This window comes from Curtobacterium sp. MCLR17_054, from assembly GCF_003234335.2.
GTDB lineage: Bacteria > Actinomycetota > Actinomycetes > Actinomycetales > Microbacteriaceae > Curtobacterium > Curtobacterium flaccumfaciens.
This window is the reverse complement of sequence record NZ_CP126263.1, coordinates 882610-908252: the sequence shown is the minus strand read 5'-3', so window position 1 is coordinate 908252 and position 25643 is coordinate 882610. Positions and strand designations below refer to the sequence as shown.

The following is a 25643-nucleotide window of genomic DNA, read 5'->3' as shown; positions in this document are numbered from 1 at the left end:
GAGGCAGGATACCTGCTCGCGTGGTGGTCTCTACGAGACCAGGGTCAGTTCTTGACCTCGACGTCGTAGTACAGCGGCACCGAGTTCCAGCCGAACTTGACGTTCGACACCTTGTCCGCGTTCCAGACACCGGTCACGTTGGAGTACCAGAGCGGGATCTCGGGCAGGTCCTCGAACAGGAGTTCCTGAGCCTGGTCGAAGATCTTGTTGCCCTCTTCGACAGTGGCTGCCGAACGGCCCTTCGCGAGCAGCTCGTTGTACTCGGCCGAGTCGTAGCGCGCGTAGTTGCTCGACGAGCCCTTGCCCATGGTCGGGCCGAGGAAGTTGTACAGCGACGGGTAGTCGGCCTGCCAACCGGTGCGGCTGCCGCCCGTGAGCTTGTCGTTCGTCTGGAGGTCGAGGGCCTCCTGGAACGTCGGGATCGCGTTGCCTTCGGCCTTGATGCCGAGCGTGCTCGAGATCGAGTTCGTGACCGCGGTCACCCATGCCTGGTGGCCACCATCGGCGTTGTACGTGATGGTGAGGGTGTCGTCGTACTTCGAGATCTTGTCGGCCTCGGCCCAGAGCTTCTTGGCCTCGGACTTGTCGTACTCCAGGACGTCAGAGCCCTCGAGGTCGTCGTTCCAACCGGCGATCACCGGCGAGGTGAAGTCCTTGGCCGGGGTGCGGGTGCCGTCGAAGATCTTGTCGGTGATCTCCTTGCGGTTGATCGCCATCGAGACGGCCTCGCGACGGAGCTTGCCCTCTTCACCCTTCCAGTGGTCCAGGTAGTAGGGCAGGTAGATGCCCTGGAAGATCGCGGCGGGCTGGTTGACGTTCGAGTCCGGGAAGTCGGACTTGTACGTCTGGAAGTTGGCGTCCGGCACGGCGTCGAGGACATCGAGGTTGCCGCCCTGAGCATCCGCGTAGGCGGTGTCCTGCGAGGTGTAGAACGTGATCGTCAGACCACCGTTCTTCGGCTTGCGCTTGCCCTCGTAGTCCTTGTTGGCGACGAGCTTGATGGACTGGTTGTGGGTCCAGGCCTTCTTGCCGTCGAGCTTGTACGGACCGTTGCCGATCGGGTTCTCACCGAACGCCTTGGTGTCGTCGTAGAACGCCGACGGCAGCGGCACGAAGGCCGAGTAGCCGAGCGAGAGCGGGAAGTCGGACTGTGCCGACTTCAGCTTCACGGTGAACTCGTCGTCGTTCACGACCTTGAGGCCGGTGAGCTCGGAGTCCTTCTCGGCGTTGTACCCCTCGATGTTCTCGAAGAAGTACGAGGCGCTCTGCTTGTTCGAGAACTGGGCCGCCCAGTTCCACGCCTTCGTGAAGGACTCGGCGGTGACCTTCTCGCCGTTCGTGAAGGTGTAACCCGTGTTCAGTTTGATGTCGAAGGTCTTCGAGTCATCGGTGTCGATGCTCTTCGCGACCTCGTTGACGGGCTTGCCGTCGGCGTCGTACGAGACGAGGCCCTCGAACAGCGAGTCGATGACCTTGCCGCCACCGGTCTCGGTGGTGTTCGACGGGATGAGGGGCTTCTGCGGCTCACTCCCGTTCGTGGTGACGATCCCGGACGCGTTCGCCGAGCCCGAGCCACCCCCGTCGGAGCTGTTGCTGGAGCAGGCGGTCAGGGCGAGTGCTGTGGCCCCGAGCACGGCGAGGGCGGAAAGCCCGGCGCGCTTCTTGATCAAGGTTCCTCCTGGTGCATGGGACGCGCAGGGCACAGCGGTGTCGCCCGGGCGCGTTTGACCTTTGCAGCGTAGGCAAGGTGAACAGCGGCGTCCAAACCCAGGGGCGAACGGTTACACGCCGGTAACCAACTTGCACGATCCTTGCGACAAGATGCAACATTCGCGCGCGTGCCGGTGAAGGGTGCGTTTTTGTTGCATCCGCATGAAATCCATTGCACTCCGTCACACTTCTGTGCAAGTCGGGGGACGGCCGAGCACCGCTCAGGGGTACGGCTCGGGGGCTGCGTCGAGCGGTCAGGACCTGCCGTGGGTGGCGCGCCGAGTGGTCACGAACTGTCGGTTGGCGCGGGTCCGGACGACGGTTCGTGACCGCACGGCGGAACTGAGCGGGGTGTCGTGACCAGCCGGGACACGACCGTGCCGCCGGCCGGACACGACCGTGCCCCGCCCGGAGGACCGGACGGGGCACGAGGCGCTCGGTGACGGAGCGCACGGCGACGACGGGGTGTCGGCGCCGGTCGGGATCAGGCGAACGCCTCGATCGGCGGGCAGGCACACACCAGGTTGCGGTCCCCGTACGCCTGGTCGATGCGGCGCACCGGCGGCCAGTACTTCCGGCCGCTGATGCCCGGCAACGGGTAGACGGCCTGCTCGCGGGTGTAGGCGTGTGCCCACTCCCCCGAGATCACCGACGAGGCGGTGTGCGGGGCGTGCACGAGCGGGTTGTCGTCCGCCGGCCACTCCCCGCGCTCGACCGCTGCGGCCTCGGCCCGGATCGCGAGCATGGCGTCGACGAAGCGGTCGAGCTCGGCGAGGTCCTCGCTCTCGGTCGGTTCGACCATGAGCGTGCCCGCCACCGGGAACGACATCGTCGGCGCGTGGAACCCGTAGTCGACCAGGCGCTTCGCGACGTCGTCGACCGTGATGCCGGTGGTGTCGCGCAGCGGGCGGAGGTCGAGGATGCACTCGTGCGCGACCAGTCCGTCGTCGCCCGTGTACAGCACGGGGAACGCGTCGCGTAGACGGGCCGCGATGTAGTTCGCCCCGAGGACCGCGGCCTCGGTCGCACGGGTGAGGCCCTCGAGCCCCATCATCCGGACGTAGGTCCACGTGATCGGCAGGATGCTCGGGCTGCCGTACGGCGCCGCACTGACCGGGCCGCCGGCGTGGGCCAGGCGGTCGTCCGCCTCGGCAGCGGTCGCGCCGGAGCGCCGGTCGGCCTGCTGCGCGAACGGGTGACCGGGCAGGAACGGTGCCAGGTGCGCCTTCGCGGCGACGGGTCCCACGCCGGGGCCGCCACCGCCGTGCGGGATGCAGAAGGTCTTGTGCAGGTTGAGGTGCGACACGTCGCCCCCGAAGTCGCCGAAGCGGGCGTGGCCGAGCAACGCGTTGAGGTTCGCGCCGTCGACGTAGACCTGGCCGCCTGCGTCGTGCACGGCGTCGCAGATCTCGCGGATGTCGTGCTCGTAGACGCCGTGGGTGGACGGGTACGTGATCATCAGGGCCGCGAGGGTGTCGGCGTGTGCGGCGACACGGGCCCGGAGGTCCTCGAGGTCGACGTTGCCGTTCTCGTCGCAGGCCACCACGACGACCTTCATGCCGGCGAGCACCGCGGACGCGGCGTTCGTGCCGTGCGCGCTCGACGGGATGAGGCAGACCGTCCGGTCCTCGTCGCCACGAGCCTGGTGGTACCCACGGATGGCCAGCAGGCCGGCGAGCTCACCCTGGCTGCCGGCGTTCGGCTGCAGAGACACGGTGTCGTAGCCGGTGACCTCGGCGAGCCACGACTCGAGGTCGCCGATCATGTCGAGGTACCCCTCGACGTCCTCGCGCGGTGCGAACGGGTGGATGTTCGCGAACTCCGGCCAGGTCACGGCGGCCATCTCGGTCGCCGCGTTGAGCTTCATCGTGCAGCTGCCGAGCGGGATCATGCCGCGGTCGAGCGCGTAGTCCTTGTCGGACAGGTGCTTGAGGTACCGCATCATGCGGGTCTCACTGCGGTGTGCGCTGAACACGGGGTGCGTCAGGTAGTCGCTCTCGCGCTGCAGGGCGGCCGGGAGGCCCGTGGCCGCGTCGCGCACGGCGGTCTCGGTCGCGGGGACGGTGACGTCCACCGCCCCGAGCACGCCCGCCAGCGCCACGACGTCGTCGGGCGTGGTCGTCTCGTCGACGGACAGCTGGAACGTGTCGGCGTCCACGACGTGCAGCAGGTAGCCGGCGTCCTGCGCTGCCGCGACGATCGCCTCGGCGCGACCGACGGCCCGCAGGGTGAGTGTGTCGAAGAAGGCGTCGTGCACGACCTCGACCCCGGCGTCACGCGCCACGGCGGCGAGTGCACCGCTGGTCCGCGCGACCCGGGCGGCGATGAACCGCAGGCCCTCGGGCCCGTGGTAGACCGCGTACATCGAGGCCATCACGGCGAGCAGGACCTGCGCGGTGCAGATGTTGCTCGTCGCCTTCTCGCGGCGGATGTGCTGCTCGCGGGTCTGCAGGCTGAGGCGGTAGGCCATCTGACCGTCGGCGTCGAAGGACACCCCGACCAGGCGACCGGGGAGCTGGCGCTCGAGGCCCGCGCGCACCGCGAGGTAGCCGGCGTGCGGGCCACCGAAGCCGAGCGGGACGCCGAAGCGCTGGCTCGTCCCGACGGCCACGTCGGCACCGAGGTCGCCGGGGCTGGCGAGCAGGGTCATCGCGAGCAGGTCGGCTGCGACGACGGCGATGCCGCCACCGGCGTGGACCCGCTCGATGACGGACGACGGGTCGACGATGCGGCCCGAGGCGCCCGGGTACTGCACGATGACGCCGAACGCGCCGTCGAGCTGGTCGTCGCTCGGGCCGGCGGCAGCGTCGAACGCGCGCAGTGTGATGCCCACGGCGTCGGCACGGTGGTCGAGCAGTGCACGGGTCTGCGGCAGCAGGTCGGCGTCGACGAGGAACGCGTCGCCCTTGACCTTGGACGCACGGCGGGCGAGGAGCATGCCCTCGACCACTGCGGTGCCCTCGTCGAGCATCGAGGCGCCGGCGGTGGCCATGCCGGTCAGGTCGGACACCATCGTCTGGAAGTTGATGAGCGCTTCGAGGCGGCCCTGCGAGATCTCCGGCTGGTAGGGCGTGTACGCCGTGTACCAGCTCGGGTTCTCGAGCACGTTGCGCTGGATCACCGCGGGCGTGTGGGTGCCGTGGTAGCCGAGGCCGATCATCGCGCGGCGCACGGTGTTGCGGCCGGCCTTCGCGCGGAGCTCGGCGAGCGCTTCGGTCTCGCCGACGGCAGCCGGGATCACCGAGTCGGCGACGGGGCCGACGTGGATGGACTCCGGGATCGCCGCACGGACCAGCGCGTCGAGCGACGGCTGTCCGACGACGTCGAGCATGGCCTGCTGGTCGGCCGGGGTGGTGCCGATGTGGCGGTCGGCGAAGGACGTCTGGAGGTTCTCGAACGCGGTCATGCGATGGAGGCCCGGTACGCGTCGTGGTCCATCAGGTCCTCGGGGAACGAGGTGCCGTCGACCTTGATCTTCACGAGCCAGCCGGCACCGAACGGGTCCTGGTTGACGGTGTCGGGGGTGTCGACGACGGCGTCGTTGACCTCGACGACCTCGCCCTCGATCGGGGCGAAGAGCTCGCCGACGCTCTTGGTCGACTCGATCTCGCCGATCTGGTCGCCGGCGGTGGTGGCGGTGCCGACGGCGGGGAGCTCGACGTAGACGACGTCACCGAGCTGCTCGGCGGCGTGGTCGGTGATGCCGACGGTGACGGTGTCGCCCTCGACGAGCAGCCACTCGTGGTCGGCCGTGTACTGGAGTGCGGTCTGGTCGGTCATGGGGTCAGCCTTTCGAGGCGCGGCGGTAGAAGGGGAACGCGGAGACCGTGCTGGGGACGGCAGTCCCGCGGACGTCGATGTGGAGGACCTGTGCCCCGTCCGACACGGCGGCGAGCGCAGCCGGGTCGACGAAGGCCATCGCGACGGGGTGTCCGAGCGTCGGCGAGAGCGCGCCCGAGGTCACGGTGCCGACGACCGTGCCGTCGAGCACGACGTCGTAGCCGGCTCGGGGAGCACGGCGGCCCTCGGTCACCAGACCGACGAGCACCCGGGCGTCCGCCGACGGGGTGACGCCGGCCGCACCGACGAAGTCGCCGTCCTTCGCGACGACGCGGCCGAGGCCGGCCTGGGCCGGACGGACGTCGGTGCCGAGCTCGTGCCCGTAGAGGGGCATGCCGGCCTCGAGCCGCAGGGTGTCGCGTGCGGCGAGCCCGGCGGGGACGACCCCGCGGTCGGCACCGGCCTCGAGCAGCGCGTCCCAGAGCACCGGGGCGGTGTCCGGGTCGGTGTAGACCTCGAAGCCGTCCTCGCCGGTGTACCCGGTCCGGGCGACGAGCACGTCGGCACCGTCGAACAGCGCGTGCAGCACGCGGTAGTAGCCGAGTTCGTCGAGCGGGGTCTCGGGCTGCAGGCGGTCGGCGACGACGAGCGCGTCGAGCGTGCCGGCAGCCGCCGGGCCCTGGATCGCGACGAGGGCCGTCGTGTCGGAGTCGTCGGAGACCTCGACGTCGAAGCCGTCGGCCCGGGCGGTGAGCGCGGTGACGGCCACGTCCCGGTTGGACGCGTTCGCGACGACGAGGAAGACGTCGTCGTCGGTCCGGTACACGACGAGGTCGTCGAGGATCCCGCCGTCCTCGGCGAGCAGCAGCGAGTACTTGGCGCGGCCGATGGGCATCGTGCCGAACGAGCCGGCGAGCGCGTGGTCGAGGAAGGCGACGGCATCGCTGCCGGTCACCCCGATCTCGGCCATGTGCGACAGGTCGAAGACGCCGGCGGCCTGGCGCACGGCGTGGTGCTCGGCGAGGTCCGACGAGTAGCGCACGGGCATGCGGTACCCGGCGAAGTCGGTGAAGGTCGCACCGGCGGCCTCGTGCACGGCTTCGAGCGGCGACGAACGCTGACCCGGCGTGGGCAGTGGGGACGGACTCATGGCGGAGTTCTCCTGGCATCGGCAGGGCCCGGCGACGATCGCCGGGTGGAACTCCCCCTCTGTCATGGGCCTGAGAGTTTCACCGCGGCCCGTGAGGTCCGGCGGCTTTCACCGTGGGCGAGACGACCGAGCGTCTGCTTTTCAGAGTGGCCTGTCCGCTGCGGTGTGGGACCTGAGAGATTGACGGGGGGATTGCTCCTTCGGTGCCGTGCGTGCGCCCGAGGGCACGACGTACCCAGAGGCACGACGTACCCAGAGGCACGACGTACCCAGAGGCACGACGTACCCAGAGGTACGTGCACGGCGTCTCCCGCGACGGATGAACGGCCGGTGTGTTCAGTTGTCCGCGACGAGCATACCGAGGCCGCGTTTCGAGCGTGTGTCGCGAGCGAGCCTTCGACATCTCGTAGAATGCGGGGATGGCCGGACAACGATCGCGCCCCCGCGGGCAGCTGGAGCAGGCGGTGCTCGACGCCCTCCGCTCCGCCGACTCCGGGCGCACCGCACGCCAGGTGCTCGACGCGTTCCCGGAGCCCCGCCCCGCGCTGACGACCGTCCTCACCGTGCTCGACCGCCTCGGCCGCAAGGGCCAGGTGGAACGGGAGCAGCACGACGACGCTCCCCTGACGTTCCGCGCCGTGCACAGTCGTGACGAGCAGACCGCGTCGCTGATGTCGAGCGCACTGGCCGCGTCGTCCGACCGCGAGGCCGCACTGCTGCAGTTCACCGGCTCGCTCGCCTCGGACGACCTCGAGGCCCTGCGCCGCGCCCTCGACGCCCGCGCCCGCTCCTGACCGGCTGCGCACCGTGGTCGTCGCCGGCATCGCGCTCATCGTCCTCGCACTCGCGGTGGTGGTGTTCGCGCCCCGGGTCCTGACCCGCTCCGCCTGGACGATCGACCTGCCCCGCACCGCGCTGGTCTGCTGGTCGGTCGCGGTCCTGCTCGGCGTCGTCGGCTTCGTGGCCGGCATCACCCTCGTGGTGCTCGCCGACCGTCCGGTCACCGAGCTGTTCGGCGGGGACGGCTCCCCCACGCACGGCTTCAACGTCGGCGTCGCGCTCCTCGCGGTCGTCGCGTTCGTCGTCGCGGTCCGGGTGCGCCCCGGCCCGGAACACGAGGCCGTCCGGCAGGCGATGCGTTCCGGCGTCGCCCCGCACCGCGAGATCGACGGCACCCCCGTCGCCGTCGTCGAGGCCGACCATGCACTGGCGTGCGCCGTGCCGGGTCGGAGCGGTGGTGTCCTCGTCAGCACCGGCTTGGCAGACCGGTTGCGCACCGACGAACTGGAGGCCGTGGTCGCCCACGAACGCGCCCACCTGACCCAGCACCACGCGGCTGCGGTCGCGGTCGCGGAATCGATCGAACGTGCGGTCCCGTGGGTGCCCGGTGCGCGCGCCATGGCGCGGTCGACGCGTGTGCTCGTGGAGTTCGCCGCGGACGACGCGGCGGCCCGTCGCGTCGGACGCGACGCCCTGCGCCGGGCGGTGCTGGTGGCGGACGGGAGCAGCGCGCTCGGCGCGATCCGCGCCTCCAGGCTGTCGTGACGCACCATGTGTCGGGGGCGAGGCATATGGTGATCGGACCGTGAAGCCACTGACCGAAGCCGACATCCGATCGTCGTTCGTGAACGCCACCCCCGACGAACTCGCACAGCTGCCCATCCCGGGCCTGCACGAGACACTCTGGGACGAACGCGAGTTCCTGGGCTGGCGCGACCCGCAGGCCGCCCGCCGCGGGTACATCGTGTCCTGGATCGACGAGCGCCCCGTGGGCATCGTCGTCCGGTCCGCCGGTGGCTCGCTGCGCCCCGGCATCGCCGCGATGTGCTCGTTCTGCCACTCGCCGCAGCCCGCGACCCAGGTCCGGCTGTTCTCCGCAGCGCGTGCCGGCGAGTCCGGGCGCAACGGCAACACGATCGGCACCTACATCTGCGAAGACCTCGGGTGCCCGATGCTCATCCGCACCGCGCCCCCGCACCTGAACCCGCCCGCGACCATCGCGATGCGTGGTGCCTCCCTGCTGCAGCGCGTGCAGAACTTCACCGCGGACATCACCAAGACGGCGTGAGCCGGTTCGGCACCGCCCGCTGGGCCGTGGTCGAGGAACTCGGCGACGGACGGTGGCGGCTGACGCTGCGGGACGAGGCCGACGACGAACTCGGCGCGTTCGGTCTGGGCGTCGAGGGGCCGTGGGACCCCGACGTCGAGCCGCACGTCGGGTTCGTGCTCGTCCAGCTCGGCTTGACACTGCGCGGGGCTCGGCCGTGGCGCATCGACGAACTCGGTGACCACCGGGCGCCCGTGCTGTCGCTCGGCTGAGCGAGGACGCCCGACCGGCGTCCGCTCGCGCACCCGGCCCGCTCGGTCAGTCCGCGGCGACGAAGTTGCGCAGGATCTCGCGGTCGTCGTCGGCGCGCATCGCCCAGGCGAGCTCGCTGCGGTGGTCGCTGCCCTCGAGCGGCAGGAGCGCCACCGTGTCGGGTGCGGCGCGCGCGGCACTCTCCGGCACCACCGTGACACCGAGGCCCACCCCGACCAGGTGCAGCACGGTCGCCCAGGTCGTGGCCTCCTGCACGATGACGGGCAGCCGGCCACCGGCGGTGACCGGCGCGAGGTTGCGCTCGGTCGCCAGAGCCCCCGCGACCGCCGGGAAGAACACGAACGGCTCGTCGACCAGCTCGGTGCCGCGGATGCGATCCCGATCCGCCAACCGGTGCCCGCGCGGGACAGCGGCGACGAACGCCTCGGACCGGAACGGCAACAGCCGCACGGCGGGGTCCGGGTCGGCATCGCGGACGACGGCGAGGTCGAGTTCGCCGCGGACGATGCGGGCGAGCAGGGTCGACGAGTACCCCTCGGTGAGTTCCACCCGGACCAGGGGGTAGCGCTCCCGGAACGCCTGCACGCGTTCGATCGGGCCGAGAGGCAGCGCGGAGACGACGAACCCGACGTCGAGCCGACCGACTTCGCCGCGCCCGACCCGCACCGTCTCGTCGAGGTCCCGTCGCACCTGCCCGAGCAGCGACCGCGCACGGCCCTGCAGCACCCGGCCGGCGGCGGTCAGGGCGACGCTGCGGCTGGTCCGGACGAACAGGTCGACGCCGAGCGCGCGTTCGGTCCGCCGGATCTGCTGGGACAGTGCGGGCTGCGCGATCCGCAGCTGCTCGGCCGCGCGGCCGAAGTGCAGCTCGTCGGCGACGGCGAGGAACGCCCGCAGCTGCCGGAGGTCGACGTCCGGTTCTCGATCCATGCACACAGGCTATCGATCAGCTCGAACGAGTATTGGACGTGACTGCATCATCGGTCGAGGATTGATGCATGCCCGAAGCGACCTCCACCGTCACCATCGCCGACCTCGCCACCCCCGCGGACGCCGAGGCGTTCCGCACGCTCAACGAGGCGTGGATCACCCGGTACTTCACCCTCGAGGACGAGGACCGCGTGTTCCTCTCCGATCCCGTCGGCCGCGTCGTGGAGCGGGGCGGGGCCGTCCTGGTCGCCCGGCTCGACGACCAGGCCATCGGGTGCATCGGGGTCGTGCCCACCACCCCCGGCGTGTTCGAGCTCGTGAAGATGGCGGTCTCCCCCGACCACCAGGGGCACGGCACCGGGCGGAAGCTCATCACCGCGGCGCTCGACCGGGCACGCGAGCTCGGCGCCCGCCGCATCGACCTGGAGAGCAACGCGCAACTGGCCAGCGCCGTGCACCTGTACGAGGCGTTCGGGTTCCGGCACCTGCGCGAGGACGAGATCACCCCGAGCCCGTACGTGCGGGCCGACGTGCACATGACACTCGACCTGCACTGACGTTGGACCTGCACCGCCGTTCGAACTGCACTGACGACGGCCCGTCCCGGTACGCTCCGCGGCATGGCGACGTACGAGGTGCAGGCGGTCCGCGAGGCCGGCGCGTGGCAGGTCTTCATCGACGGCTTCATGGTGACCGAGGTGTCCCGGTGGCCGTCCGTCGGGTTCGTGGCCCGCGAGCTCCTCGCGATGGACCGTGACGACGACCTGCGCATCCGCGTCGTCGGCCGCAACCAGTACGTGGCCTGACCGCAGCGGGCTCGAGTGTGCAGAAGACATCGAGTGCGTGCAGCCGACCCGACGTCTTGTGCTCACTCGATGCTGCGTAGCCGGCAAACGACGCCGTTGAGCAGGTCAAGCGACGTGCCAGACCAGCCCTTCCTGCGCGCTCGACGGGTACGCCGAGGCGATCCGGAACACGGCCTCGCGCAGGGTCTCCGGTGAGCACGCCAGGTTGAGCCGGACGAACCCGCGCCCCTCGGACCCGAACCCCAGCCCGGAGTTGAGCGCGACGTACGCGTTCTCACGCAGCGGCACCGCGGGGTCGTCGCCGAGGCCGATGCCGCGGAAGTCGAGCCACGCCAGGTACCCGGCGCGCGGCCGCGTGTAGACGACCCCGGGCAGGTGCTCGGCGAGCAGCTTGGCGAGCAGCCGGTCGTTCGCCACGATGCGCGCCACGACGTCGTCGAGCCAGTCCGTCGCCAGGGTGAATGCCGCCAGGTTCGCGTGCAGCCCGAGGATGCTCGTGCGGCAGGCGACCTCCTCCCACAGGGTGTCGAGGAGCGCGGCGGTCCGGGGATCGCCGGCGACGATGACCGAGCACTTCACACCGGCGAGGTTCCAGCCCTTGCTCGCCGAGGTCACGCACACGCTGCGGGCACCGAGCGGCTCGGCGACGGCGGCGAACGGGGTGAACTGCACGCCGGGGTGGGTCAGGGGCGCGTGGATCTCGTCGCTGATGACGAGGACGTCGTACTTCGCAGCGAGTTCGGCGATCGCGACGAGGTCGGCCCGGTCGTGCACGAGCCCGACCGGGTTGTGCGGGTTGCAGAGCAGGAAGACGCCGACCCCGCCGGCGAACGCCCGCTCGAGGCCCTCGAGGTCGAGCCGGTACTGCCCCCACTGCTCGAGCAGCGGGACCTCCTCGACCTGACATCGAGCCTCTTCGACGAGCTCGAAGAACGGCGGGTACACCGGCGGCGTGATCGCGACCCGGCCGCCGTCGGGCAGCGCGAGCCGCAGCGACTCGACGATCCCGACGCTGACGTCGGTGGCCAGGTGGATCCGCGACGGGTCGATCTCCCAGCCCCAGCGGTCCAGCGCGAACTGCGCGAACGCGGGAGCGAGCGGCCCGGGGCCGTCGAGGTACCCGAGGTCGGACTGCGAGACCCGCTCGATCAGGGCCTGCCGGATCGCCGGCGCGACGTCGTGGTCCATCTCGGCGACGAACAGGGGCAGCACGTCGGGCGCGTACCGCGTCCACTTGATGCTCGTCCGGACCCCGCGGAGCGTGCCGACCGGGTCCTGCTCGTCGCTCGCCATGCGTCCCAGCATGCCCCTGCCAGGAGGCCCGGCGCGACTCCCGACGTCATCCCACGTCGTCTTCGGCTGGGCTCGCGGCCGGGGGCCGTCCCGTCGGCCTACTGTCGGCAGCATGAGCACGAGCACCGCCGACAAGGCCGTCACCCTCAAGCAGCTGCACGAAGCCCCCGAGATCCTGCGCGTCGTGAACGTGTGGGACGCGATCACCGCCAAGGTCGTCAGCGACCTGCCCGGCACGAAGGCGATCGCCACCGCCGGGCACTCGATCGCCGCGTCGTACGGCTACGAGGACGGCGGCATGCCCCTCGACCTCGCCCTGTCCGGGGCGGCGATCGTCGCCGCCGCCACGGACCTGCCGGTCACCGCCGACCTGGACGACGGCTACGAGGACCCCGCCGAGACGATCCGCCGCGCCATCGGCTCGGGCGTCGTGGGCGCCAACGTCGAGGACCGGCTGCGTCCCTTCGACGAGGCGGTCGCCCGCGTCGCCGCGATCACCGCAGCGGCAGAGGCCGAGGGCGTCGACTTCCAGCTGAACGCGCGCACCGACGCGATCGTGCGCGGCGGCGAGCGCCCGATCGACGAGAGCATCGAGGACGCGATCGCCCGCGGCAAGGCGTTCCTGGACAACGGCGCCGCCCTGGTCTTCGTGCCCGGCGCGATCGAGCGTTCGGTGGTCGAGCGGCTCGTCGCCGGTCTGGGCCGCGGCAAGCTCTCGGTCATCGGCCTGCCCGGCGCCCTGCCCGCCGCCGAGTACGAGGCGCTCGGCGTCGCCCGCATCTCCTACGGTCCCCTCACGCAGCGGGTCGCGCTGCGCGCGCTCCGCGACCTGGCGACCGACCTGTACGCCGACGGCGTCGTGCCGGAGGACACCCCGACCCTGAACTGAGCCCAGTGCAGACGGGAGGCCCGGTGCCAGCTGGCACCGGGCCTCCCGTCCATCACATGGTCGCGATCGCGACCCGCTCAGCTCAGCCGAGCGCCGGGTACAGCGCGGGCGTGGTGCGCGCGTGCGTCACCTGCTCGAAGGCGTAGCCGAGGCCGATGACCGTGCTCTCGTCGAAGGAGCGGCCGAGGAACTCCAGGTTCACGCCGGCACCGGTGATGGTGTTGTCGGCAGCGGTCGCCTGGCCCATCGGGACGGTGATCGCCGGCATGCCGGTGTTCGGGCTGAGGCGCATGTTCGTCGACTGCGTGCCGTACGGCGTGCCCGACGGGTAGACGAGCGCGTCGAGGTCCTGGTCGTCGAGCATCTGCGTCACGAGCTGCTTGCCGGTGGCGAGCTGTGTCGTGTGCGACCCCGTCGGTCCGGCCCACGCCTGGTACTGCGTGTCGGTGATCAGGTCGCGCGACTGGTAGGTGCTCTTGCGGCTCGGCACGTACTCACCCGAGGCCAGGACGCCCTGCAGGGAACGTGCGGTGACGTCGGGGTCGAGGTGCTTCGCGACGTACTCGTCCAGGTCGTGCTTGAACTCGTTCGTGCTGCCGCTGCCCTCGGACAGGACCCGGTTGAAGGCCGTCGTCGCGGTGATCGGGACGACGGTGGCACCGGCGGCCTCGAGCTTCGCGACGGCGGCGTCGAACAGGCGCTTCGTCGTGGCGTTCGTGCCGACCATGCTCGTCACGTAGCCGATGCGGGCGCCCTGCAGTGAGTCGGCGTCGAGCGACGACGTGTACGACGTCGGCACCTTGCCGGCCTGCGCACTCGTCGCCGGGTCCGCCGCGTCCACGCCGGTGACGGCGTCGAGCGCGACCGCCGCGTCGGTGACCGAGCGCGTGATCGGGCCGCCGGTGTCCTGCGACAGGGCGAGCGGGATGATCCCGTCACGGCTGGTCAGTCCGACCGTGGGCCGGATGCCGACGAGCTGGTTGTACGTCGACGGCACGCGGATCGAGCCGCCGGTGTCGGTGCCGAAGCCGATCCCCGCGAGGTTCGCGGAGATCGCCGCACCGGTGCCGCCGCTCGAGCCACCGGCCGTCTGCGCCGTGTTGTACGGGCTGGCGACCAGGAGCGACGAGCCGGCGGGCTGGTTCGACGAGAATTCGGAGACGAAGCCGAAGGCGAACTCGTCGAGGCTGGCCTTCGCCAGGATCACGGCGCCGGCGTCGCGGAGGCCGGTGACCATGGCGGCGTCGGTGTCGGTCTGGTTGTCGTCCCAGCAGCCGCAGCCACCGGTGGTCGGCATGTCCTTCGTGTCGTAGTTGTCCTTCACAGCGATCGGCACGCCGAGCAGCATGCTCGTCATCCCGTGCTCGGCGCGCTCGGCGTCCGCGGTCTTCGCGGCGGCCAGGGCGTCGGCGCTGGTGGTGACGATCGAGTTGAGCGGGCGCCCGGCCGACGCGGTGTCGACCGTCGTGCGGTCGTACGCGGCGATGCGGTCGAGGTAGTCCTGCGTGATCGCGACCGACGTGGTGACCCCGGCGTTCATCGCGGCCTGCATGTCGATCGTCGACGCCTCGACGAGCTGGAACGGGCCGTCGTCGTAGATCATCCGCTGGGACAACCCGGCCAGGTCCGCGACCGTGATGGTGCCGTCGGCGTCGGTGTCGGCGGCGCTGACCGTCGCCCAGTCGGTGCTCGCGGTCGTCGCACCGAGGTGGTCGGTGAGCAGGGCGAGGTCGGCCTTCGTCACCTGGTCGTCGCCGGTCAGGTCGAGGTCCGTGTAGTACGGCGCGAGCATGGCGGCGGGGCTGGCGTCGACGGCTGCGGGTGCTGCGGCGGCCGTGATCGCGGGGGTCGCGGCGAGGACGGTGCCGACGAGGGCGATGAGCGATGCGCCGGCGACGGTGGTGCGCTTCTTGCTGGCGGCCCGCTTCGTGGCGGCCTGCTGCGTGGCGGCCTGCTTGCGGGAGGCCTGCTTCGTGGCGGTCATGCGGAGGCTCCGGTGCGGTCGCGGCGGGCACGACGAGCCCGCAGGGTGATCAGGGTGCCGCCGGCTGCGAGCAGGGCGCTGGACGCGGCGATCCACGGCGCGACGTCGGCGCCGGTCCAGGCGAGGTCGCCTCCGGTCGGACGGTCGTCCCCGCCGGCTGCCGCCACGGCGGTGGCGCTGCTGGTCGGGTCGGTGCCCGGGGCGGTCGGGTCACCGGGGGCGCTGGGGCCACCCGTGCCGCCACCGGCGCCGGGCTGCGTGGTCGCACCCGGTGTCGGTGTGGCCGTCGGGGCGGTGGTCGCGGCCGCGGCGACCACGACGGTGGTGCTCGCCGGGTCGTCGAGGGTCGTCGACGTGCCGTCGGAGCCGACGAGGGTGATGCCCGTGACGTCGAGGTCGACGCTGCCGACCGCGGTCGGGGTCAGCGAGATCGAGGTGGTCAGGTCGCCGTCGAGTGCCGGCGAGGTGCCGAGGCGGGTGTGCACGATCGTCAGGGCGTCGCCGTCCTGCTCGACAGTGTCGAAGCCGCCGTCCGGGCCGGTGACGCTGTCGTCCCGGTACTCCACCGAGTCGGCCTCGAGCGTGATCTCGTACGCGTAGACGTCGGCGGTGTCCGGGATCGTCAGGTCGACGTCGAACGCCGTGCCGACGGTCACGGTGGCCGGGGCGTCGATGGTGGCGGTGGTCGCGGTGGGCGCTGCCTGGGCCGGAGCGGCCGTCAGGACGGCGAGGCCGAACGCCCCGGCGGCGACGAGCGTCGAGGAGACGATCGTCGCGCGTGGGCGCAGCCGTGGTCGGTGCTGCATGGGCGCAGTTCCTTCGGGTGGGGTGGAGGGGTGCTGAGCGGGTACTCAGTGAACCGAAAGCTAACGGGGCGCTGTTTCCGGTTCTGGCCCGGCACGTTTCCGCCCCGTTACGGCTCGTCCCTGCCGCTACTGTCGTGCCATGTCGGTCGATGTCGAAGCCCTGCTCACCCCGCCCTCCCCCGTGGCTGCGCGCGCACTGGACGTCGTGCGGGCATGGTCCGAACCCGCCCTCGTGCACCACTGCCTGCGCTCGTGGGCCTGGGCCGTCCTGCTCGCCCCGACGGTCGACCTCGAACCGGACCCCGAGCTGCTCTTCGTCGCGACGATGCTGCACGACCTCGGTGTGACCCCGTCGTTCGACGCCCAGGCGGTGCCCTTCGAGGACGCCGGCGGCGCGGTCGGTTCGGTGTTCGCGCTCGGTGCCGGGTGGGACGCCGTGCGAGCCCGTCGGGTCGGGGAGATCATCGAACGGCACATGTGGCGGTCCGTCGACCCGGAGCTCGACGCCGAGGGGCACCTGCTCGAAGTGGCGACCTCGCTCGACGTCTCCGGCGTGGGCTTCGACAGGTGGTCGTCGGACGCCTTGCGGGACGTCACGGCCGCGCTGCCCCGCCTGGACTTCTCGGCGTCGTTCGACGGGCTGATCCGCGAGCAGGCCTCGCGCAAGCCGTCGTCCGCGGCCGCTCGCCTCGACGGCTCGGGCAACGTGATCGCAGGCGGGGAACGCTGGGCAGCCTTCCTGGCGTCCTGACGCTCGGTCCGGTCGCTCACTGGACTTCTCGGCGGGGTGGGCGTATAGTCTCTGGTTGGTGCACTGCAGCGAACCCATCTGACTCGCGCACACCAACCTCTCGACACCGACTCACCCGAGTCGCATTCCACTCGAGACACCGCTTGATCCGAACGGACGAGCTGCACGTTGAAACTCGACGTGCGCGCCCCGCACTCGATGCGTCGCGCTGGACTGAGACGTCCGCCGACACCGAGTCGCCCTGGCGCCGAATGACCAGGAAGTACAGCACCATGACCAGCAACGAACGAATCACCGTGTTCGGGACCGCACTCGCGGCCCCGACGATCACCCCCGACCGCATCGCCGAGTTCCCGGTGCGCGACGACCGCTCGCAGCGCGAGTACCTCGTCCGCATCGCAGCCGACGACCTGGGGACCTTCGTCACCCGGGGCACCCGGCTCGACGCCGTCGGCGAGGCCGGCTGGACCGTCCCGGGCCGCTCCTGGGCGGGCGAGGCCAGCCGCACCCTGCTGCAGGCACAGTCCGTGCAGGCGGGCGAGATGGCCCTCGCGGCCTAGGTCCCACCAGCACCACCACGAAGCGCCGCCGAGTCCGCTCGGCGGCGCTTCGTCGTTCACGGGGCAGCGTGGGTCACTGCGGGCTTCGTGCGAGGTTCCGTGAATCGTGCGAGGCGGCGGTCGTCGCACCGTTCACGGAACCTCGCACCGTTCGTGGCGTCGACTCAGTTCAGGCGCTCGAAGACCATCGTGGCCTGCACCCGGTCGCCGCCGCCGAAACCCGTGCTCCCCGAGGAAGCCGTCGTGATCGTGTGCAGCCGGTACCCGAGCGCAGCCTGCGCGTTGATCGCCTTCTCGAGCTCGGTGAGGTTGCCCGAACCGGTCCCGAAGAACTTCTCCTTGAGCACCACCTGCAGCACGACGTAGCTCATGCCGTTCTGTGCCGGACGCGGCTGACCACCCGAAGCAGCCTCGGCCTGGATCCGGCCGATCACTCCACCGACGCCGGACGCCCCGGGGGCCTGCTGCTGCACCTGCTCCGTCCACGCGGAACCGTCCCACCACCGCATGGTGCCGGAGCCGTCGTCGTACCACCCTGCCTGTGCATTCGTCATGCGCTCATCCTGGCGCACGACGAACCACCCCGGCAGATCAGTTGTTGAAGCGGAACGAGTGCCCCTGTTCACGTGAGTCCAAGCTAGTGCAGAGATCCCCAGAACGACGGGGCTTTGGGACTCGCCAGCTTCACGTGAGAGCACGCCATTTCAGGGGCGATTGCGGCACCAGTGCGGCACGACGCCGGGCTGGTGCCGCACTTCCTGCGGACTAGGACCGCATCTGCCTAAGCTGCGACGGCCCGTCTCCGTCCCTCTTGCGCCGACGCCCAAGTGACTGCGGCGACTGCTTCCACGGATCCCGTGGCTGCTGAGTCCAGGCTTTGACCTCGGAGGGCCAGAAGCGGTGCTGGTTGCCGTTGCGGAAGGACGGGAACAGGGGATCCTTCCCCAGTTCCCGCGCCTTCCACTCGGAGATCCGCAGCCATGCTGCGAGCTCGGCGACCGTCAACGCTTGCTCGTCCATGCCGCGCAACCTACGTGTGACCGCTCGATCGCCGCTGTGCACGCCTAAGGGGTTGGGAGTGTCTTTGACGTCGGGGAGGCTGCTTGTTATCCATCAGATCTGCGCCTGATACGTCAAATTTGACTATGGCGCTATCACTCGGCGCGGAGGACCATGGACACATGCACGAGCTCGAGCCATCCTGCACCGATCGGCTCGCCTACTCGATCCCCAACTTTGCGAACGCTGTCGACCTGTCGGTTGACACGATCCGCAAAGCGATCGACAACGGCGATCTGATCCCGTCCTACCCCACCAAAGCAGGTAGGAAGCCGATCATCATGCAGGAGGAAGGGTTGCGGTGGCTGCGATCGCTACCACAAGAGTCGCCGCACTACCGATGACCACCGGCTAAACAGACGAGCTTAATCTTCGTCTGTAAGACCCATGAACTCAAGAACCCTCGCCTGCGCTTCTTCAAGCCGAGCGGCGTCAAGCGTGCCGGTTAGATCCTCGAGGTCAGTCTTGAGGATTGGCTGCAAAGCCGGAATGCGTATCCAGCATTTCTTGGTTGCGCCAAATTCCCCCTGCGCGAGCTTCACGTCGAACTCAGTCCGATAGCTAGTCGACGAAGATATAGGACAACCGAGAACCGTTTTCCAATCGATCCTACTATTTGTGCCTGCCCCTGAGAGCACAACGAAGGGACGGCGTTCTGCATGCTTCGTACGCGACGCTTCGGGCGGCAACGTCAACGCATCTTCCTTGACGAGGTAGATGCCCCCCACTCGTATATTTACCACGCGATCAGTCTAGAAGAGCCTGGTTCGCCCGGCCTCGCGTTGCGCGCGTCGCCTCAATGTCGGCAACCAGCTCATCCATGGCTTCAGGCGAAGTGGTCCGCTCAGGAAGCCGCTGTGAGATGGCACGGAATTTTGCCAGCGTCGAGCCGACCTTCGGCAGCGGCCGTTGAGCACTTAGGTCCAGCCGGACGTTGCGGCGACCCTTTGCCTGCGCAATAAGCATAGGCGGCGTCTGATAGGTCAAATCCTTCAAAGTGGTCGGCGAAAACCGTCCGTACTCAGTGACGACTTCCTCAACAATCCTCGCAAAGCGAGCATCGATCTGATACTGCGGGGCGTCTCTGATGGCGAGACGATACTCGGGGCTTCCGTAGAAATTGACGACGGTCTCAACCTCGATCGCTGAGACGTCAGAAAGCGACCGCTCGACCGAGTCGAGTGTGCGATCGTAAGGACCGTAGTGGTACCAAATCCACGTCAGACCCGAACCTGCTGCGGTGTCGGACTGAACAGCACGAAGATCCGCTAGGTAAAGCAATTTGGCTAGCTTGATCCGGGTGATCGTGGCACCAACGCGACGAGCTGTCGAAAGGACGGCCAGCACTGAAGCTGGAGCGCCCTCCCAAATTGCCTCGCTGTGAGTGCTCATCTCCCCTTGCTTCCTCAAGTATCGAGGGCGACGGACTCGTGACCACGTGACCCCTACTTGACAAGTCTATATCGCGCGTGTACCCAAGTCCATCTTGCACTGTAGGTAGTGCCGCGTACCCACCGAGCACTGCGGTATCTGTCCCGACGTCGGGCTCGCTTGTCAGGAGTCAACCGCATCGTGGCACCATGTCCGAGCACAGGTGGGCTACCCCGAGGGCCGGCTGCAGCAGGTGCTGGTGTCGCGCGACAAGGTGACTCGACGTGCACTCGACAAGCGGACGCGGTGATGGCCCGTAGGCGGCGGGATAGGTGGTCACTCGGACCGGCGCTTGGCCTCCCCGAGGTGGCCTACGGAGGCCCCGTCTACGACCTCGCAGAGCCCGATCCGGTCTTCGCCTGGGTGACGTTCCCCGACCGCTCTCTCGAAGTCGAGGCGCGCGTCAGCGCGTACACGGAGCGGGCCGCACCCGTCGAGTGGGGCTTCGGCCAAGCAGCCGAGCGCTGAGCCAGGGCCACGTCTCCGTCGACAATGCAGCCCACCTCGCACTGCGCGCGAGTGGATCGAGCCCGGGTGCGCATCGAAGAATGACGCGGCGATGATGTTGGGACCACCACGGGGTCTCGCGGATGGGTCGGTTGGCTAGACGTACTTGACCGGGACCATGCCTGTCACACCGACATCGAAGAGCGCCGTAGCTCTGTGTCGCCCGTTGTTAAAGATGCTGGTGCCGTGCAGTTCGATCGGATCGGTTAGCAATGAGAGCGCCAGCTCTGCCGTTGCTGAGCTGGGGATCAGTATCGGACTGACTTGGGTCGCTTGGAGAGTGCCGGGGAATCGGTGGCCCTGGTTGGTCCGGACGAAGTCCGTCGCCGCGTCGACCGATTGCTGGTGGTCGACCCCAAAGATGTAGTCACAGGTTTCAGGGCAGTGAAACCTTGAGGGGTTGCTTCGGCAGAACCCGCTGCACTGGTGTAGATCTCGCAGTAGAGGCGGCGATGCATCCCAAGCCCCTCGAAGCGCAGCCATGCCAATGATCGTCAGCGCCCCAACATCGACGGGGTCTTCTCTTCGCTTCTTCACGCCCCCATCTATCGGCTAACAGGCTGAAACCGTCACGGCCCGTGACGAACGGTCTGCCGCATGCTTAGCTTCGGACATGAACAATCGTCAAGCAGCACTCATCGCGGCAAGCAGTCTCGAAGCCAACCCGATCAAAGCATCTAGAACCGCTCGCCTACTGTCAGCCTGGCTGGATGAACTCGATTTGGCCCAAGAGGAGCAGCGGTTGCCGATCACGTGGGACGTGCTCGCGAAGGCGGTCGATGCCGGCGCTGATCTCGAGTTGGTGCAGCGTTCCCCGATCGTCAAGATCAGGTCGGTCGATGACCGCGCGGTCGTAGAGTTGGCCAACGGGCGCAGCTACACCTGGTACGGATCGTGGTCCCGAGATTCCTGACGGGAGCTGCGGGCTAGGAGCCCAACGGGCGGCCCGCAAGGGCCTGAGCGCCTGGGTCGTCGGCCCTCAGTAGGTGCCATGGTCGGCGCGGAGTTGCTGTAGGTAGTAGCTGCTCCAGTCCCCGTGCGCACCCCATATGCCCTGCAGGCCGCTCACGAGACCTGCGACCGAGCGATCCCACGTTCGGGTAATCCACCTGCCTTCGAACTTCTCTGGCACGGGAAGGTACGCACGCCCGCCGTCTACACGTAGAAGAATGAGCCGTTGAACTAGCTCCCCGTTCAGCCGCACATCGACCCAAACTTCCGCGATCGTCGGGTTCTTGAAATTCGCGATTGAGCCCCAGTCGTAGTCGTCGGTTTCGGCGTCATCGTCGTCGTCGGCGCGGAGGCCCCACTCGAGTGCCACTTCGAGGGCGTCGTTGAGTACGGCGTGATGTGAGTGTCCGCGGCCGTCGACGTCAGCACGGAACAGGGGGCCGTCATCGATGACGGACCAGGACTTCGCCGAGCTGTCAATGATCAGCGCTCGGAGTTCGTGTAGTTGCATCGGCGTCTCAGCTCTTGGCGAGGTGCTTCAGGAGGGTTGGGTAGTAGTCCAGCAGGTGTTCCGCGTTGGTGGTGTAGGTCTGCTCGTTGTCAATCGTGACGACGTCGCCATGGGCAAAGGTCAGCTCGAGCCGAGCCCGCTTGGACACCATCCCTCGGCCATCGCTGAACACCGACGGAGCTCGCACGACCCGAATGGCTTCTAGCGTGTCGAGGGCGACCACCTCAGGGACCGGGTCGGGGTGTTCGTGACTGATCTTCACCCGCACCAAAGTCGTGCTGGTGAAGAGGTGGATCTCGATGAGACCGCTGTCGCCGAGCACTTCCACCCGCGAGTGCACGTACGCCAGGTCCTTCCCGCCAAGGGCCCAAACGAGTGCGCTGATGAGATGCTGCCACCGGTTCGGGGATCCGCCAGCTTCGATCGCTTCAAGGCGCAACCATGAGTGTTCCCAGTTCGAGCTGCTGTCCGCGAGTCGATCGTCGAGTATCGCCGCGTCGTCTCGGTCTGTCATAAGTCTTCTCCTCGTTCAAGGCTGATGTGGGTAGCGGCAGCGTACGGGCACTGATGAATCCGCGCGACTGTCTGGGGCAGCCGGCTTCCATTCCCGTCCTTGGTCCACCGGTTGGCCGCGCCAGCTGAATAGGACGCCGCCGTCCGCGAGTGGCAGCCGGCGACGTAGTGGACCCCGGGACTACAGCACTGGCTGAACCGCGCCGAGAGCGCTTGGGCCGACACGACGCGGGGGCTGCGGAGCTATTGCCGTCAACGCCGCAATCGGAGGATCCGCGATCAGCCGACCTTGGTCCAAGCACCACAACCGTTGGTCTCAAACACCTCGCCCGCCTTCAACGTGACAGTCGCAGGTCCGCTGACGATGTTGTTGTCCACGATGTCAGCGTCCGAACCGGTGCCGGTCTTCCATACGTAATAGCACTCGGACGAATCGGTCAGTGAGTAGACGCCCGGGGCGGTGTCAGTTCCTACCAGGTGCACCCCGTCGACCATTTCGGACGCTTCAACCTTCTGCTGCCGAGCGTCGAGGGTCTTCTGCTGCTCGTCGACTGCGTCGATTTTCTCTTGCAGCTCGTCCTGCTTGTCTTGCGCCTTCTTCTGCTCCGCTGCGGCAGCGTTCTGTTCATCGATGGATGCCCGCTCGTTGTCCCGATAGCGCTCGAGCAAGGAGTTGGCGTCCTGCAGCCGGCCCTGGGTCGCTTCGAGTTCGCGGCTTGCGCTGCTTGACTGGCTGCTCCAACCTGCCGCGAGCCCGCCCGCGAGAAGCAGACCCGCGATGCCGACCGCGATCGCCGGCAGGCGGGGTGAGCGGCGGATGCGTTGCAAGCGTGACTGATCCATGGTGAGCATGACTCTAGGTCGACCAAGGCAGACGCCGCGGCCCCGAAACGGGGGCAATCGTTGCGACTGCCCCCGCTCTGGTCTCGCCTAGCGGCCCCCTCGAATCTTCGTGCGGTACATGAACATCGCCTGGTCCATGTCCTTCTGCTGACTACCCGAGGACGGGAACGAGAACGCGACTGACTGCGGACCGTCATAGCCCGCTGCCTGCACCGGCATCGAGAAGTACGGAGCCGCTGGCTGCGTGGTCGGGATGTTGAACCCGCCCGCAGCGAACGCCTGCAGCCGCTTCCCCGTCTCTTCCCACACCGCCAACGACCGGGCACGCTTCGACGGCGCAAGCGGGATGTACGCCTCACCGCCCGTTTCCGGTTCAGCCCACACACGCCACGCACCAGCCGGCGCGATCTCCGCAATATGGTTCTCACGCATGCCACCATCGGCGTAGTAATCGACAAGGCCACCGTCAGCCTTCGTCACACCACCAGTCCACGACGAGGCCGGACTGTCATTCGTGGCCTGCACCGAAATGCGAACCACGCGCCCATTGTTCAACGTGATCAGGTTGTTGATCTTGTTCTGCGCATCCGACGTTTCCGCCAGGATCTTGATGTCCTTCGACGAAGGCAAAGCGAACACCTGATCGGCGAGCTGCAGCAGGTTCATGTTCTCGGCGGTCTCATGCGTCGCCGCCTGCACCGCCGACATCTGCTTGTCGAACTCGGTGTACTTCGCGACCGCGATACCCACCGCAGCGACAGCGACCGCACTAAAGGCAGTTAGTCCCCGGCCGACCTGCTCCATCGCCTGGTTCTGCTGCTCAAACTTCTGCTTCGCGTCCTCCGCGGACTTTGACACCTTGCGATTTGCAGATTCCGCTTGCGCGAACCCCTGCACGTAACCAGCGACCTGAGCCGTCAGCGTTACGCTTGTGACCCTTTCGACCATTCCTTCATCTCCAACCGGAGAATCAAGGCGCACAAAAGAAACCCGCCGGGGACCCGAGCGCGCCGAGACTTCTCATCTCGTTCACGCCCGGGTGGTTTCCGGCAGCCTTACTTACGTGGTAATTCTATCGCAGAATTAGCTACATCGAGGCTAGTAGCCGCTCTTCCTTATTCGGATTCCTGACTCTTGTCATTGGAGGCACGTTTGATCTCAATTCCGTTAGTCCCGCGCTCCCGCTTCGGCGCATACACAGCCAATCCGCTGATACCAAAAACCACGAGGAACAGCGCAATCGCAAGAAATACCCAGCGCCACCATTCCGAGGTGATCACGAAGTAGTAGCCGAACCACAATCCGGCTCCACCAAGCACGAGGCTAAGAACGATCCCAAACCAGTACCGAGAATGTTGCTGCTTCTCGAATCGGAGCAGGACACGCCGATCGATGTCGGCTAGAAGGTCAGTCTTCGACTTGGACTCAGCGGGCAACATCTTGAGAAGTTCGATGTCCTGCTCGAGGTCGGACTTAGCAGCCGCCCGGCTGAGGGCTGACTGCACGATGTTCGCGATGACGAGTCCCAGTGCAGCGATGATGGCCACGACGATTGTTGGATCCACGACCACAACGTAGCAACACGGCTGCACTCGCACCCGAAGGGCATAGTTCGGCATCGAGAAGCTTCAGTGGAAAAATTCTTGGGGACAGATGTTACCTATCCCCGGAGGGCTTCCAGGTGGCGCTGAGGGGGCAGTCCCCCACCCTGAGGCTTTGAGACGTGGCGGATCATCTGTGTGTGAAAGCCGCCTAGCCCCGGAGGGCCAAGCATCACAGTGCAGGGGAACCGCCCTACCGCCAGTGCGCTCTGTCTAGTTGCGCAGAGGCACTGGCGGTGATTGCGCGCAAGCTCAGACCATGTAGGCCATGTTGCGCTGCCAGGTATTCTTCAGGTAATCGTCGAGGATCTGGATCTCCTTCGCTGCCGTCGCGGAGTCTGGTCGTTCGGCGGCGAAACCGTCGACTACGCCACCCCAGCGCTGGTCGATGGCCTTTCGAAAGAGCGCGTGGGCAAGCGTGTGATCGTTGCTTCGTAGAGCTAGGCTCATCAGGCGAGACGCTCCTTCCTTGTCCTCAACTCGATCAGCCCGCTCCTGAGCATCACGGAAGGCAATCATGTCCGTGGCTCCGGATCCGACCTTCGCGTCGAGCTGCGTCTCGAGCGTGCGGATACTGTCCTTCACGAGCTGCGTTTCCTTATTCCGCAACACAGCGACCTGAGTGCGGGCATAGGCAGTAGCTGCCTCCGCCTGCTGTCGCTTGCCCTCCTCGGACAGTGCGGTGTCCGCAGCGATGTTCTTCCTTTCCTGGTTGGTGCTCCGCTGAAGCTGGGTGGCCTGCTCGCGCAGACCCTCGATCTGGGCGTTGAGTGCGTCAAAGCTCACGGTGTTCCCTTTCGTACTTTGAAGTGCGCGAGTTGTTCGCGGTTGATTCGGTAGGCGCGGCCAACGGTGTTCGCTTGAAGGCGCTTCTCACGGATGGCCTTGCGTATCGCTCGGTCTGTCATCGCGAGGGCATCAGCTGCTTGTTTCGTGCTGAGCCATTCAGAGTCTGCCGCTAGTTCCGGTCTTGCCGCATTCTTGGTTCCGGTGGCGGTATATCTCCAGATGAGCGCGGCGGTTTTCAGAGCGATGAGGGATTGGTCAATCTCGGCGTCTTCGCCTCGGTGGTCGAGGTGGTAACGGTCTAGTTCTGCGTATCGCAGGAGCCAGGCGCATGCTCTTGCACTCAGGAGAACTACAGGGCCGTCTACACCGGTCAGTAGTTCTGAGGCTTGCTTTACTCTTCGCAAGGTTCCCCTTTGCAACAGAAAGGACCCGCACCTGAGCAGGTGCGGGTCCTCGATG

At 68.0% G+C, this 25643-nt stretch carries 31 protein-coding genes and 2 riboswitches; of the genes, 12 read left to right on the top strand and 19 right to left on the bottom strand.

Annotation, left to right across the window (positions count from 1 at the left end):
* Positions 1–44: 44 nt before the first annotated feature.
* From DEJ08_RS04445 to gcvT, 4 genes are all read right to left on the bottom strand, one after another.
* A complete protein-coding gene (locus DEJ08_RS04445) occupies positions 45–1670 on the bottom strand; it encodes a peptide ABC transporter substrate-binding protein (protein ID WP_111022606.1) in 1626 nt (541 codons plus the stop codon).
* Positions 1671–2194: 524 nt separating this feature from the next.
* A complete protein-coding gene (gene gcvP, locus DEJ08_RS04440; protein ID WP_111054533.1) occupies positions 2195–5116 on the bottom strand; it encodes an aminomethyl-transferring glycine dehydrogenase in 2922 nt (973 codons plus the stop codon).
* On the bottom strand, positions 5113–5490 hold the full coding sequence (gene gcvH / locus DEJ08_RS04435) for a glycine cleavage system protein GcvH (protein ID WP_017887079.1): 378 nt from the start codon (positions 5488–5490) through the stop codon (positions 5113–5115). Before gcvH ends, gcvP begins: the two co-directional genes overlap by 4 nt.
* Positions 5491–5494: 4 nt before the next feature.
* On the bottom strand, positions 5495–6640 hold the full coding sequence (gene gcvT / locus DEJ08_RS04430; protein WP_111054534.1) for a glycine cleavage system aminomethyltransferase GcvT: 1146 nt from the start codon (positions 6638–6640) through the stop codon (positions 5495–5497).
* Between the two features lie 49 nt (positions 6641–6689).
* Positions 6690–6791: riboswitch (glycine riboswitch) on the bottom strand.
* Positions 6792–6963: riboswitch (glycine riboswitch) on the bottom strand.
* 96 nt (positions 6964–7059) lie between these two features.
* Here gcvT and DEJ08_RS04425 point away from each other — a divergent pair.
* The 4 genes from DEJ08_RS04425 to DEJ08_RS04410 are packed head-to-tail and all read left to right on the top strand — an operon-like array spanning position 7060 to position 8959.
* Positions 7060–7434: a BlaI/MecI/CopY family transcriptional regulator gene (locus DEJ08_RS04425; protein ID WP_110864431.1), complete on the top strand. Its 375-nt coding sequence runs from the start codon at positions 7060–7062 to the stop codon at positions 7432–7434.
* A gap of 13 nt (positions 7435–7447) precedes the next feature.
* Positions 7448–8185 (top strand): M56 family metallopeptidase, encoded by a 738-nt coding sequence (locus DEJ08_RS04420; RefSeq protein ID WP_071404179.1) that lies wholly within the window; start codon positions 7448–7450, stop codon positions 8183–8185.
* A gap of 40 nt (positions 8186–8225) precedes the next feature.
* A complete protein-coding gene (locus DEJ08_RS04415; RefSeq protein ID WP_027464546.1) occupies positions 8226–8708 on the top strand; it encodes an FBP domain-containing protein in 483 nt (160 codons plus the stop codon).
* Positions 8705–8959, top strand: a complete 255-nt coding sequence (locus DEJ08_RS04410; RefSeq protein WP_017887084.1) for a hypothetical protein — start codon at positions 8705–8707, stop codon at positions 8957–8959. The genes DEJ08_RS04415 and DEJ08_RS04410 overlap by 4 nt, the downstream gene beginning before the upstream one ends.
* Before the next feature lie 46 nt (positions 8960–9005).
* Here DEJ08_RS04410 and DEJ08_RS04405 read toward each other — a convergent pair whose 3' ends face one another.
* Positions 9006–9890: a LysR substrate-binding domain-containing protein gene (locus DEJ08_RS04405; protein WP_111054536.1), complete on the bottom strand. Its 885-nt coding sequence runs from the start codon at positions 9888–9890 to the stop codon at positions 9006–9008.
* Positions 9891–9958: 68 nt separating this feature from the next.
* Between DEJ08_RS04405 and DEJ08_RS04400 the strand changes: the two genes are divergently transcribed.
* Both DEJ08_RS04400 and DEJ08_RS04395 read left to right on the top strand, forming a co-directional pair.
* Positions 9959–10447, top strand: a complete 489-nt coding sequence (locus DEJ08_RS04400; protein ID WP_111054537.1) for a GNAT family N-acetyltransferase — start codon at positions 9959–9961, stop codon at positions 10445–10447.
* A 63-nt stretch (positions 10448–10510) separates the two neighbouring features.
* On the top strand, positions 10511–10696 hold the full coding sequence (locus tag DEJ08_RS04395) for a hypothetical protein (protein ID WP_017887087.1): 186 nt from the start codon (positions 10511–10513) through the stop codon (positions 10694–10696).
* A gap of 105 nt (positions 10697–10801) precedes the next feature.
* Here DEJ08_RS04395 and DEJ08_RS04390 read toward each other — a convergent pair whose 3' ends face one another.
* Positions 10802–11989 carry a MalY/PatB family protein gene (locus DEJ08_RS04390; RefSeq protein WP_245164561.1) on the bottom strand — a complete coding sequence of 396 codons (1188 nt, stop codon included), beginning with the start codon at positions 11987–11989 and terminating at the stop codon, positions 10802–10804.
* Between the two features lie 112 nt (positions 11990–12101).
* On the opposite strand from DEJ08_RS04390, the gene DEJ08_RS04385 reads away from it, so the two are divergent.
* Positions 12102–12878, top strand: coding sequence for an isocitrate lyase/PEP mutase family protein (locus DEJ08_RS04385; RefSeq protein ID WP_111054538.1), 777 nt, complete (start codon positions 12102–12104; stop codon positions 12876–12878).
* Positions 12879–12960: 82 nt separating this feature from the next.
* On the opposite strand, the gene DEJ08_RS04380 is transcribed toward DEJ08_RS04385, so the two are convergent.
* Entirely contained in the window at positions 12961–14862 is a 1902-nt protein-coding gene (locus DEJ08_RS04380; protein ID WP_111054539.1) for an amidase family protein, read from the bottom strand.
* Positions 14859–15668, bottom strand: a complete 810-nt coding sequence (locus tag DEJ08_RS04375; protein ID WP_111054540.1) for a hypothetical protein — start codon at positions 15666–15668, stop codon at positions 14859–14861. The genes DEJ08_RS04380 and DEJ08_RS04375 overlap by 4 nt, the downstream gene beginning before the upstream one ends.
* A 139-nt stretch (positions 15669–15807) precedes the next feature.
* Between DEJ08_RS04375 and DEJ08_RS04370 the strand changes: the two genes are divergently transcribed.
* Together DEJ08_RS04370 and DEJ08_RS04365 are read left to right on the top strand one after the other, a co-directional pair.
* A complete protein-coding gene (locus DEJ08_RS04370) occupies positions 15808–16419 on the top strand; it encodes an HD domain-containing protein (protein WP_111054541.1) in 612 nt (203 codons plus the stop codon).
* Between the two features lie 272 nt (positions 16420–16691).
* Positions 16692–16979 (top strand): hypothetical protein, encoded by a 288-nt coding sequence (locus tag DEJ08_RS04365; protein ID WP_017887091.1) that lies wholly within the window; start codon positions 16692–16694, stop codon positions 16977–16979.
* A 164-nt stretch (positions 16980–17143) separates the two neighbouring features.
* Here the strand turns inward: DEJ08_RS04365 and DEJ08_RS04360 are convergent, their stop codons facing one another.
* Positions 17144–17533 carry a DUF2510 domain-containing protein gene (locus DEJ08_RS04360; protein ID WP_111054542.1) on the bottom strand — a complete coding sequence of 130 codons (390 nt, stop codon included), beginning with the start codon at positions 17531–17533 and terminating at the stop codon, positions 17144–17146.
* A gap of 627 nt (positions 17534–18160) precedes the next feature.
* On the opposite strand from DEJ08_RS04360, the gene DEJ08_RS04355 reads away from it, so the two are divergent.
* Entirely contained in the window at positions 18161–18382 is a 222-nt protein-coding gene (locus DEJ08_RS04355) for a hypothetical protein (RefSeq protein WP_258367074.1), read from the top strand.
* Between the two features lie 21 nt (positions 18383–18403).
* On the opposite strand, the gene DEJ08_RS04350 is transcribed toward DEJ08_RS04355, so the two are convergent.
* Together DEJ08_RS04350 and DEJ08_RS04345 are read right to left on the bottom strand one after the other, a co-directional pair.
* Complete coding sequence (locus DEJ08_RS04350; RefSeq protein WP_181438989.1) at positions 18404–18766, bottom strand: type II toxin-antitoxin system PemK/MazF family toxin; 363 nt, start codon at positions 18764–18766, stop codon at positions 18404–18406.
* A 19-nt stretch (positions 18767–18785) separates the two neighbouring features.
* Positions 18786–19430, bottom strand: coding sequence for a type II toxin-antitoxin system antitoxin SocA domain-containing protein (locus DEJ08_RS04345; protein ID WP_111054546.1), 645 nt, complete (start codon positions 19428–19430; stop codon positions 18786–18788).
* 345 nt (positions 19431–19775) lie between these two features.
* Between DEJ08_RS04345 and DEJ08_RS04340 the strand changes: the two genes are divergently transcribed.
* On the top strand, positions 19776–19937 hold the full coding sequence (locus DEJ08_RS04340) for a hypothetical protein (RefSeq protein ID WP_181438990.1): 162 nt from the start codon (positions 19776–19778) through the stop codon (positions 19935–19937).
* 135 nt (positions 19938–20072) lie between these two features.
* Here DEJ08_RS04340 and DEJ08_RS04335 read toward each other — a convergent pair whose 3' ends face one another.
* Positions 20073–20513, bottom strand: a complete 441-nt coding sequence (locus DEJ08_RS04335; RefSeq protein WP_146248488.1) for a hypothetical protein — start codon at positions 20511–20513, stop codon at positions 20073–20075.
* A gap of 76 nt (positions 20514–20589) precedes the next feature.
* Here DEJ08_RS04335 and DEJ08_RS04330 point away from each other — a divergent pair, with 76 nt between their 5' ends.
* Entirely contained in the window at positions 20590–20889 is a 300-nt protein-coding gene (locus DEJ08_RS04330) for a hypothetical protein (protein ID WP_146248489.1), read from the top strand.
* 66 nt (positions 20890–20955) lie between these two features.
* Here the strand turns inward: DEJ08_RS04330 and DEJ08_RS04325 are convergent, their stop codons facing one another.
* The 7 genes from DEJ08_RS04325 to DEJ08_RS18950 form a co-directional block, all read right to left on the bottom strand.
* Positions 20956–21438, bottom strand: a complete 483-nt coding sequence (locus DEJ08_RS04325) for a hypothetical protein (protein ID WP_111054549.1) — start codon at positions 21436–21438, stop codon at positions 20956–20958.
* A 7-nt stretch (positions 21439–21445) separates the two neighbouring features.
* Positions 21446–21952, bottom strand: coding sequence for a hypothetical protein (locus tag DEJ08_RS04320; RefSeq protein ID WP_111054550.1), 507 nt, complete (start codon positions 21950–21952; stop codon positions 21446–21448).
* 278 nt (positions 21953–22230) lie between these two features.
* The gene (locus tag DEJ08_RS04315; RefSeq protein ID WP_146248490.1) at positions 22231–22794 is read right to left on the bottom strand and encodes an Rv1352/Rv1906c domain-containing protein; all 564 of its coding nucleotides are present in this window, start codon (positions 22792–22794) and stop codon (positions 22231–22233) included.
* An 87-nt stretch (positions 22795–22881) separates the two neighbouring features.
* Positions 22882–23742 carry a hypothetical protein gene (locus DEJ08_RS04310; protein ID WP_111054552.1) on the bottom strand — a complete coding sequence of 287 codons (861 nt, stop codon included), beginning with the start codon at positions 23740–23742 and terminating at the stop codon, positions 22882–22884.
* A gap of 167 nt (positions 23743–23909) precedes the next feature.
* The gene (locus tag DEJ08_RS04305) at positions 23910–24359 is read right to left on the bottom strand and encodes a hypothetical protein (RefSeq protein ID WP_146248491.1); all 450 of its coding nucleotides are present in this window, start codon (positions 24357–24359) and stop codon (positions 23910–23912) included.
* A gap of 288 nt (positions 24360–24647) precedes the next feature.
* Complete coding sequence (locus DEJ08_RS04300) at positions 24648–25181, bottom strand: hypothetical protein (RefSeq protein WP_111054554.1); 534 nt, start codon at positions 25179–25181, stop codon at positions 24648–24650.
* Positions 25178–25588: an excisionase family DNA-binding protein gene (locus DEJ08_RS18950; RefSeq protein WP_146248492.1), complete on the bottom strand. Its 411-nt coding sequence runs from the start codon at positions 25586–25588 to the stop codon at positions 25178–25180. Before DEJ08_RS18950 ends, DEJ08_RS04300 begins: the two co-directional genes overlap by 4 nt.
* Positions 25589–25643 lie beyond the last annotated feature (55 nt).

Excerpts from the sequence above, each read along its gene's own strand:
- gcvP (WP_111054533.1), bottom strand. The coding sequence starts at position 5,116 with ATGACCGCGTTCGAGAACCTCCAGACGTCCTTCGCCGACCGCCACATC.
- gcvH (WP_017887079.1), bottom strand. The coding sequence starts at position 5,490 with ATGACCGACCAGACCGCACTCCAGTACACGGCCGACCACGAGTGGCTG.
- gcvT (WP_111054534.1), bottom strand. The coding sequence starts at position 6,640 with ATGAGTCCGTCCCCACTGCCCACGCCGGGTCAGCGTTCGTCGCCGCTC.
- DEJ08_RS04425 (WP_110864431.1), top strand. The coding sequence starts at position 7,060 with ATGGCCGGACAACGATCGCGCCCCCGCGGGCAGCTGGAGCAGGCGGTG.
- DEJ08_RS04405 (WP_111054536.1), bottom strand. The coding sequence starts at position 9,890 with ATGGATCGAGAACCGGACGTCGACCTCCGGCAGCTGCGGGCGTTCCTC.
- DEJ08_RS04400 (WP_111054537.1), top strand. The coding sequence starts at position 9,959 with ATGCCCGAAGCGACCTCCACCGTCACCATCGCCGACCTCGCCACCCCC.
- DEJ08_RS04395 (WP_017887087.1), top strand. The coding sequence starts at position 10,511 with ATGGCGACGTACGAGGTGCAGGCGGTCCGCGAGGCCGGCGCGTGGCAG.
- DEJ08_RS04390 (WP_245164561.1), bottom strand. The coding sequence starts at position 11,989 with ATGGCGAGCGACGAGCAGGACCCGGTCGGCACGCTCCGCGGGGTCCGG.
- DEJ08_RS04385 (WP_111054538.1), top strand. The coding sequence starts at position 12,102 with ATGAGCACGAGCACCGCCGACAAGGCCGTCACCCTCAAGCAGCTGCAC.
- DEJ08_RS04380 (WP_111054539.1), bottom strand. The coding sequence starts at position 14,862 with ATGACCGCCACGAAGCAGGCCTCCCGCAAGCAGGCCGCCACGCAGCAG.
- DEJ08_RS04375 (WP_111054540.1), bottom strand. The coding sequence starts at position 15,668 with ATGCAGCACCGACCACGGCTGCGCCCACGCGCGACGATCGTCTCCTCG.
- DEJ08_RS04370 (WP_111054541.1), top strand. The coding sequence starts at position 15,808 with ATGTCGGTCGATGTCGAAGCCCTGCTCACCCCGCCCTCCCCCGTGGCT.
- DEJ08_RS04365 (WP_017887091.1), top strand. The coding sequence starts at position 16,692 with ATGACCAGCAACGAACGAATCACCGTGTTCGGGACCGCACTCGCGGCC.
- DEJ08_RS04360 (WP_111054542.1), bottom strand. The coding sequence starts at position 17,533 with ATGACGAATGCACAGGCAGGGTGGTACGACGACGGCTCCGGCACCATG.
- DEJ08_RS04355 (WP_258367074.1), top strand. The coding sequence starts at position 18,161 with ATGCACGAGCTCGAGCCATCCTGCACCGATCGGCTCGCCTACTCGATC.
- DEJ08_RS04345 (WP_111054546.1), bottom strand. The coding sequence starts at position 19,430 with ATGAGCACTCACAGCGAGGCAATTTGGGAGGGCGCTCCAGCTTCAGTG.
- DEJ08_RS04330 (WP_146248489.1), top strand. The coding sequence starts at position 20,590 with ATGAACAATCGTCAAGCAGCACTCATCGCGGCAAGCAGTCTCGAAGCC.
- DEJ08_RS04325 (WP_111054549.1), bottom strand. The coding sequence starts at position 21,438 with ATGCAACTACACGAACTCCGAGCGCTGATCATTGACAGCTCGGCGAAG.
- DEJ08_RS04320 (WP_111054550.1), bottom strand. The coding sequence starts at position 21,952 with ATGACAGACCGAGACGACGCGGCGATACTCGACGATCGACTCGCGGAC.
- DEJ08_RS04315 (WP_146248490.1), bottom strand. The coding sequence starts at position 22,794 with ATGGATCAGTCACGCTTGCAACGCATCCGCCGCTCACCCCGCCTGCCG.
- DEJ08_RS04310 (WP_111054552.1), bottom strand. The coding sequence starts at position 23,742 with ATGGTCGAAAGGGTCACAAGCGTAACGCTGACGGCTCAGGTCGCTGGT.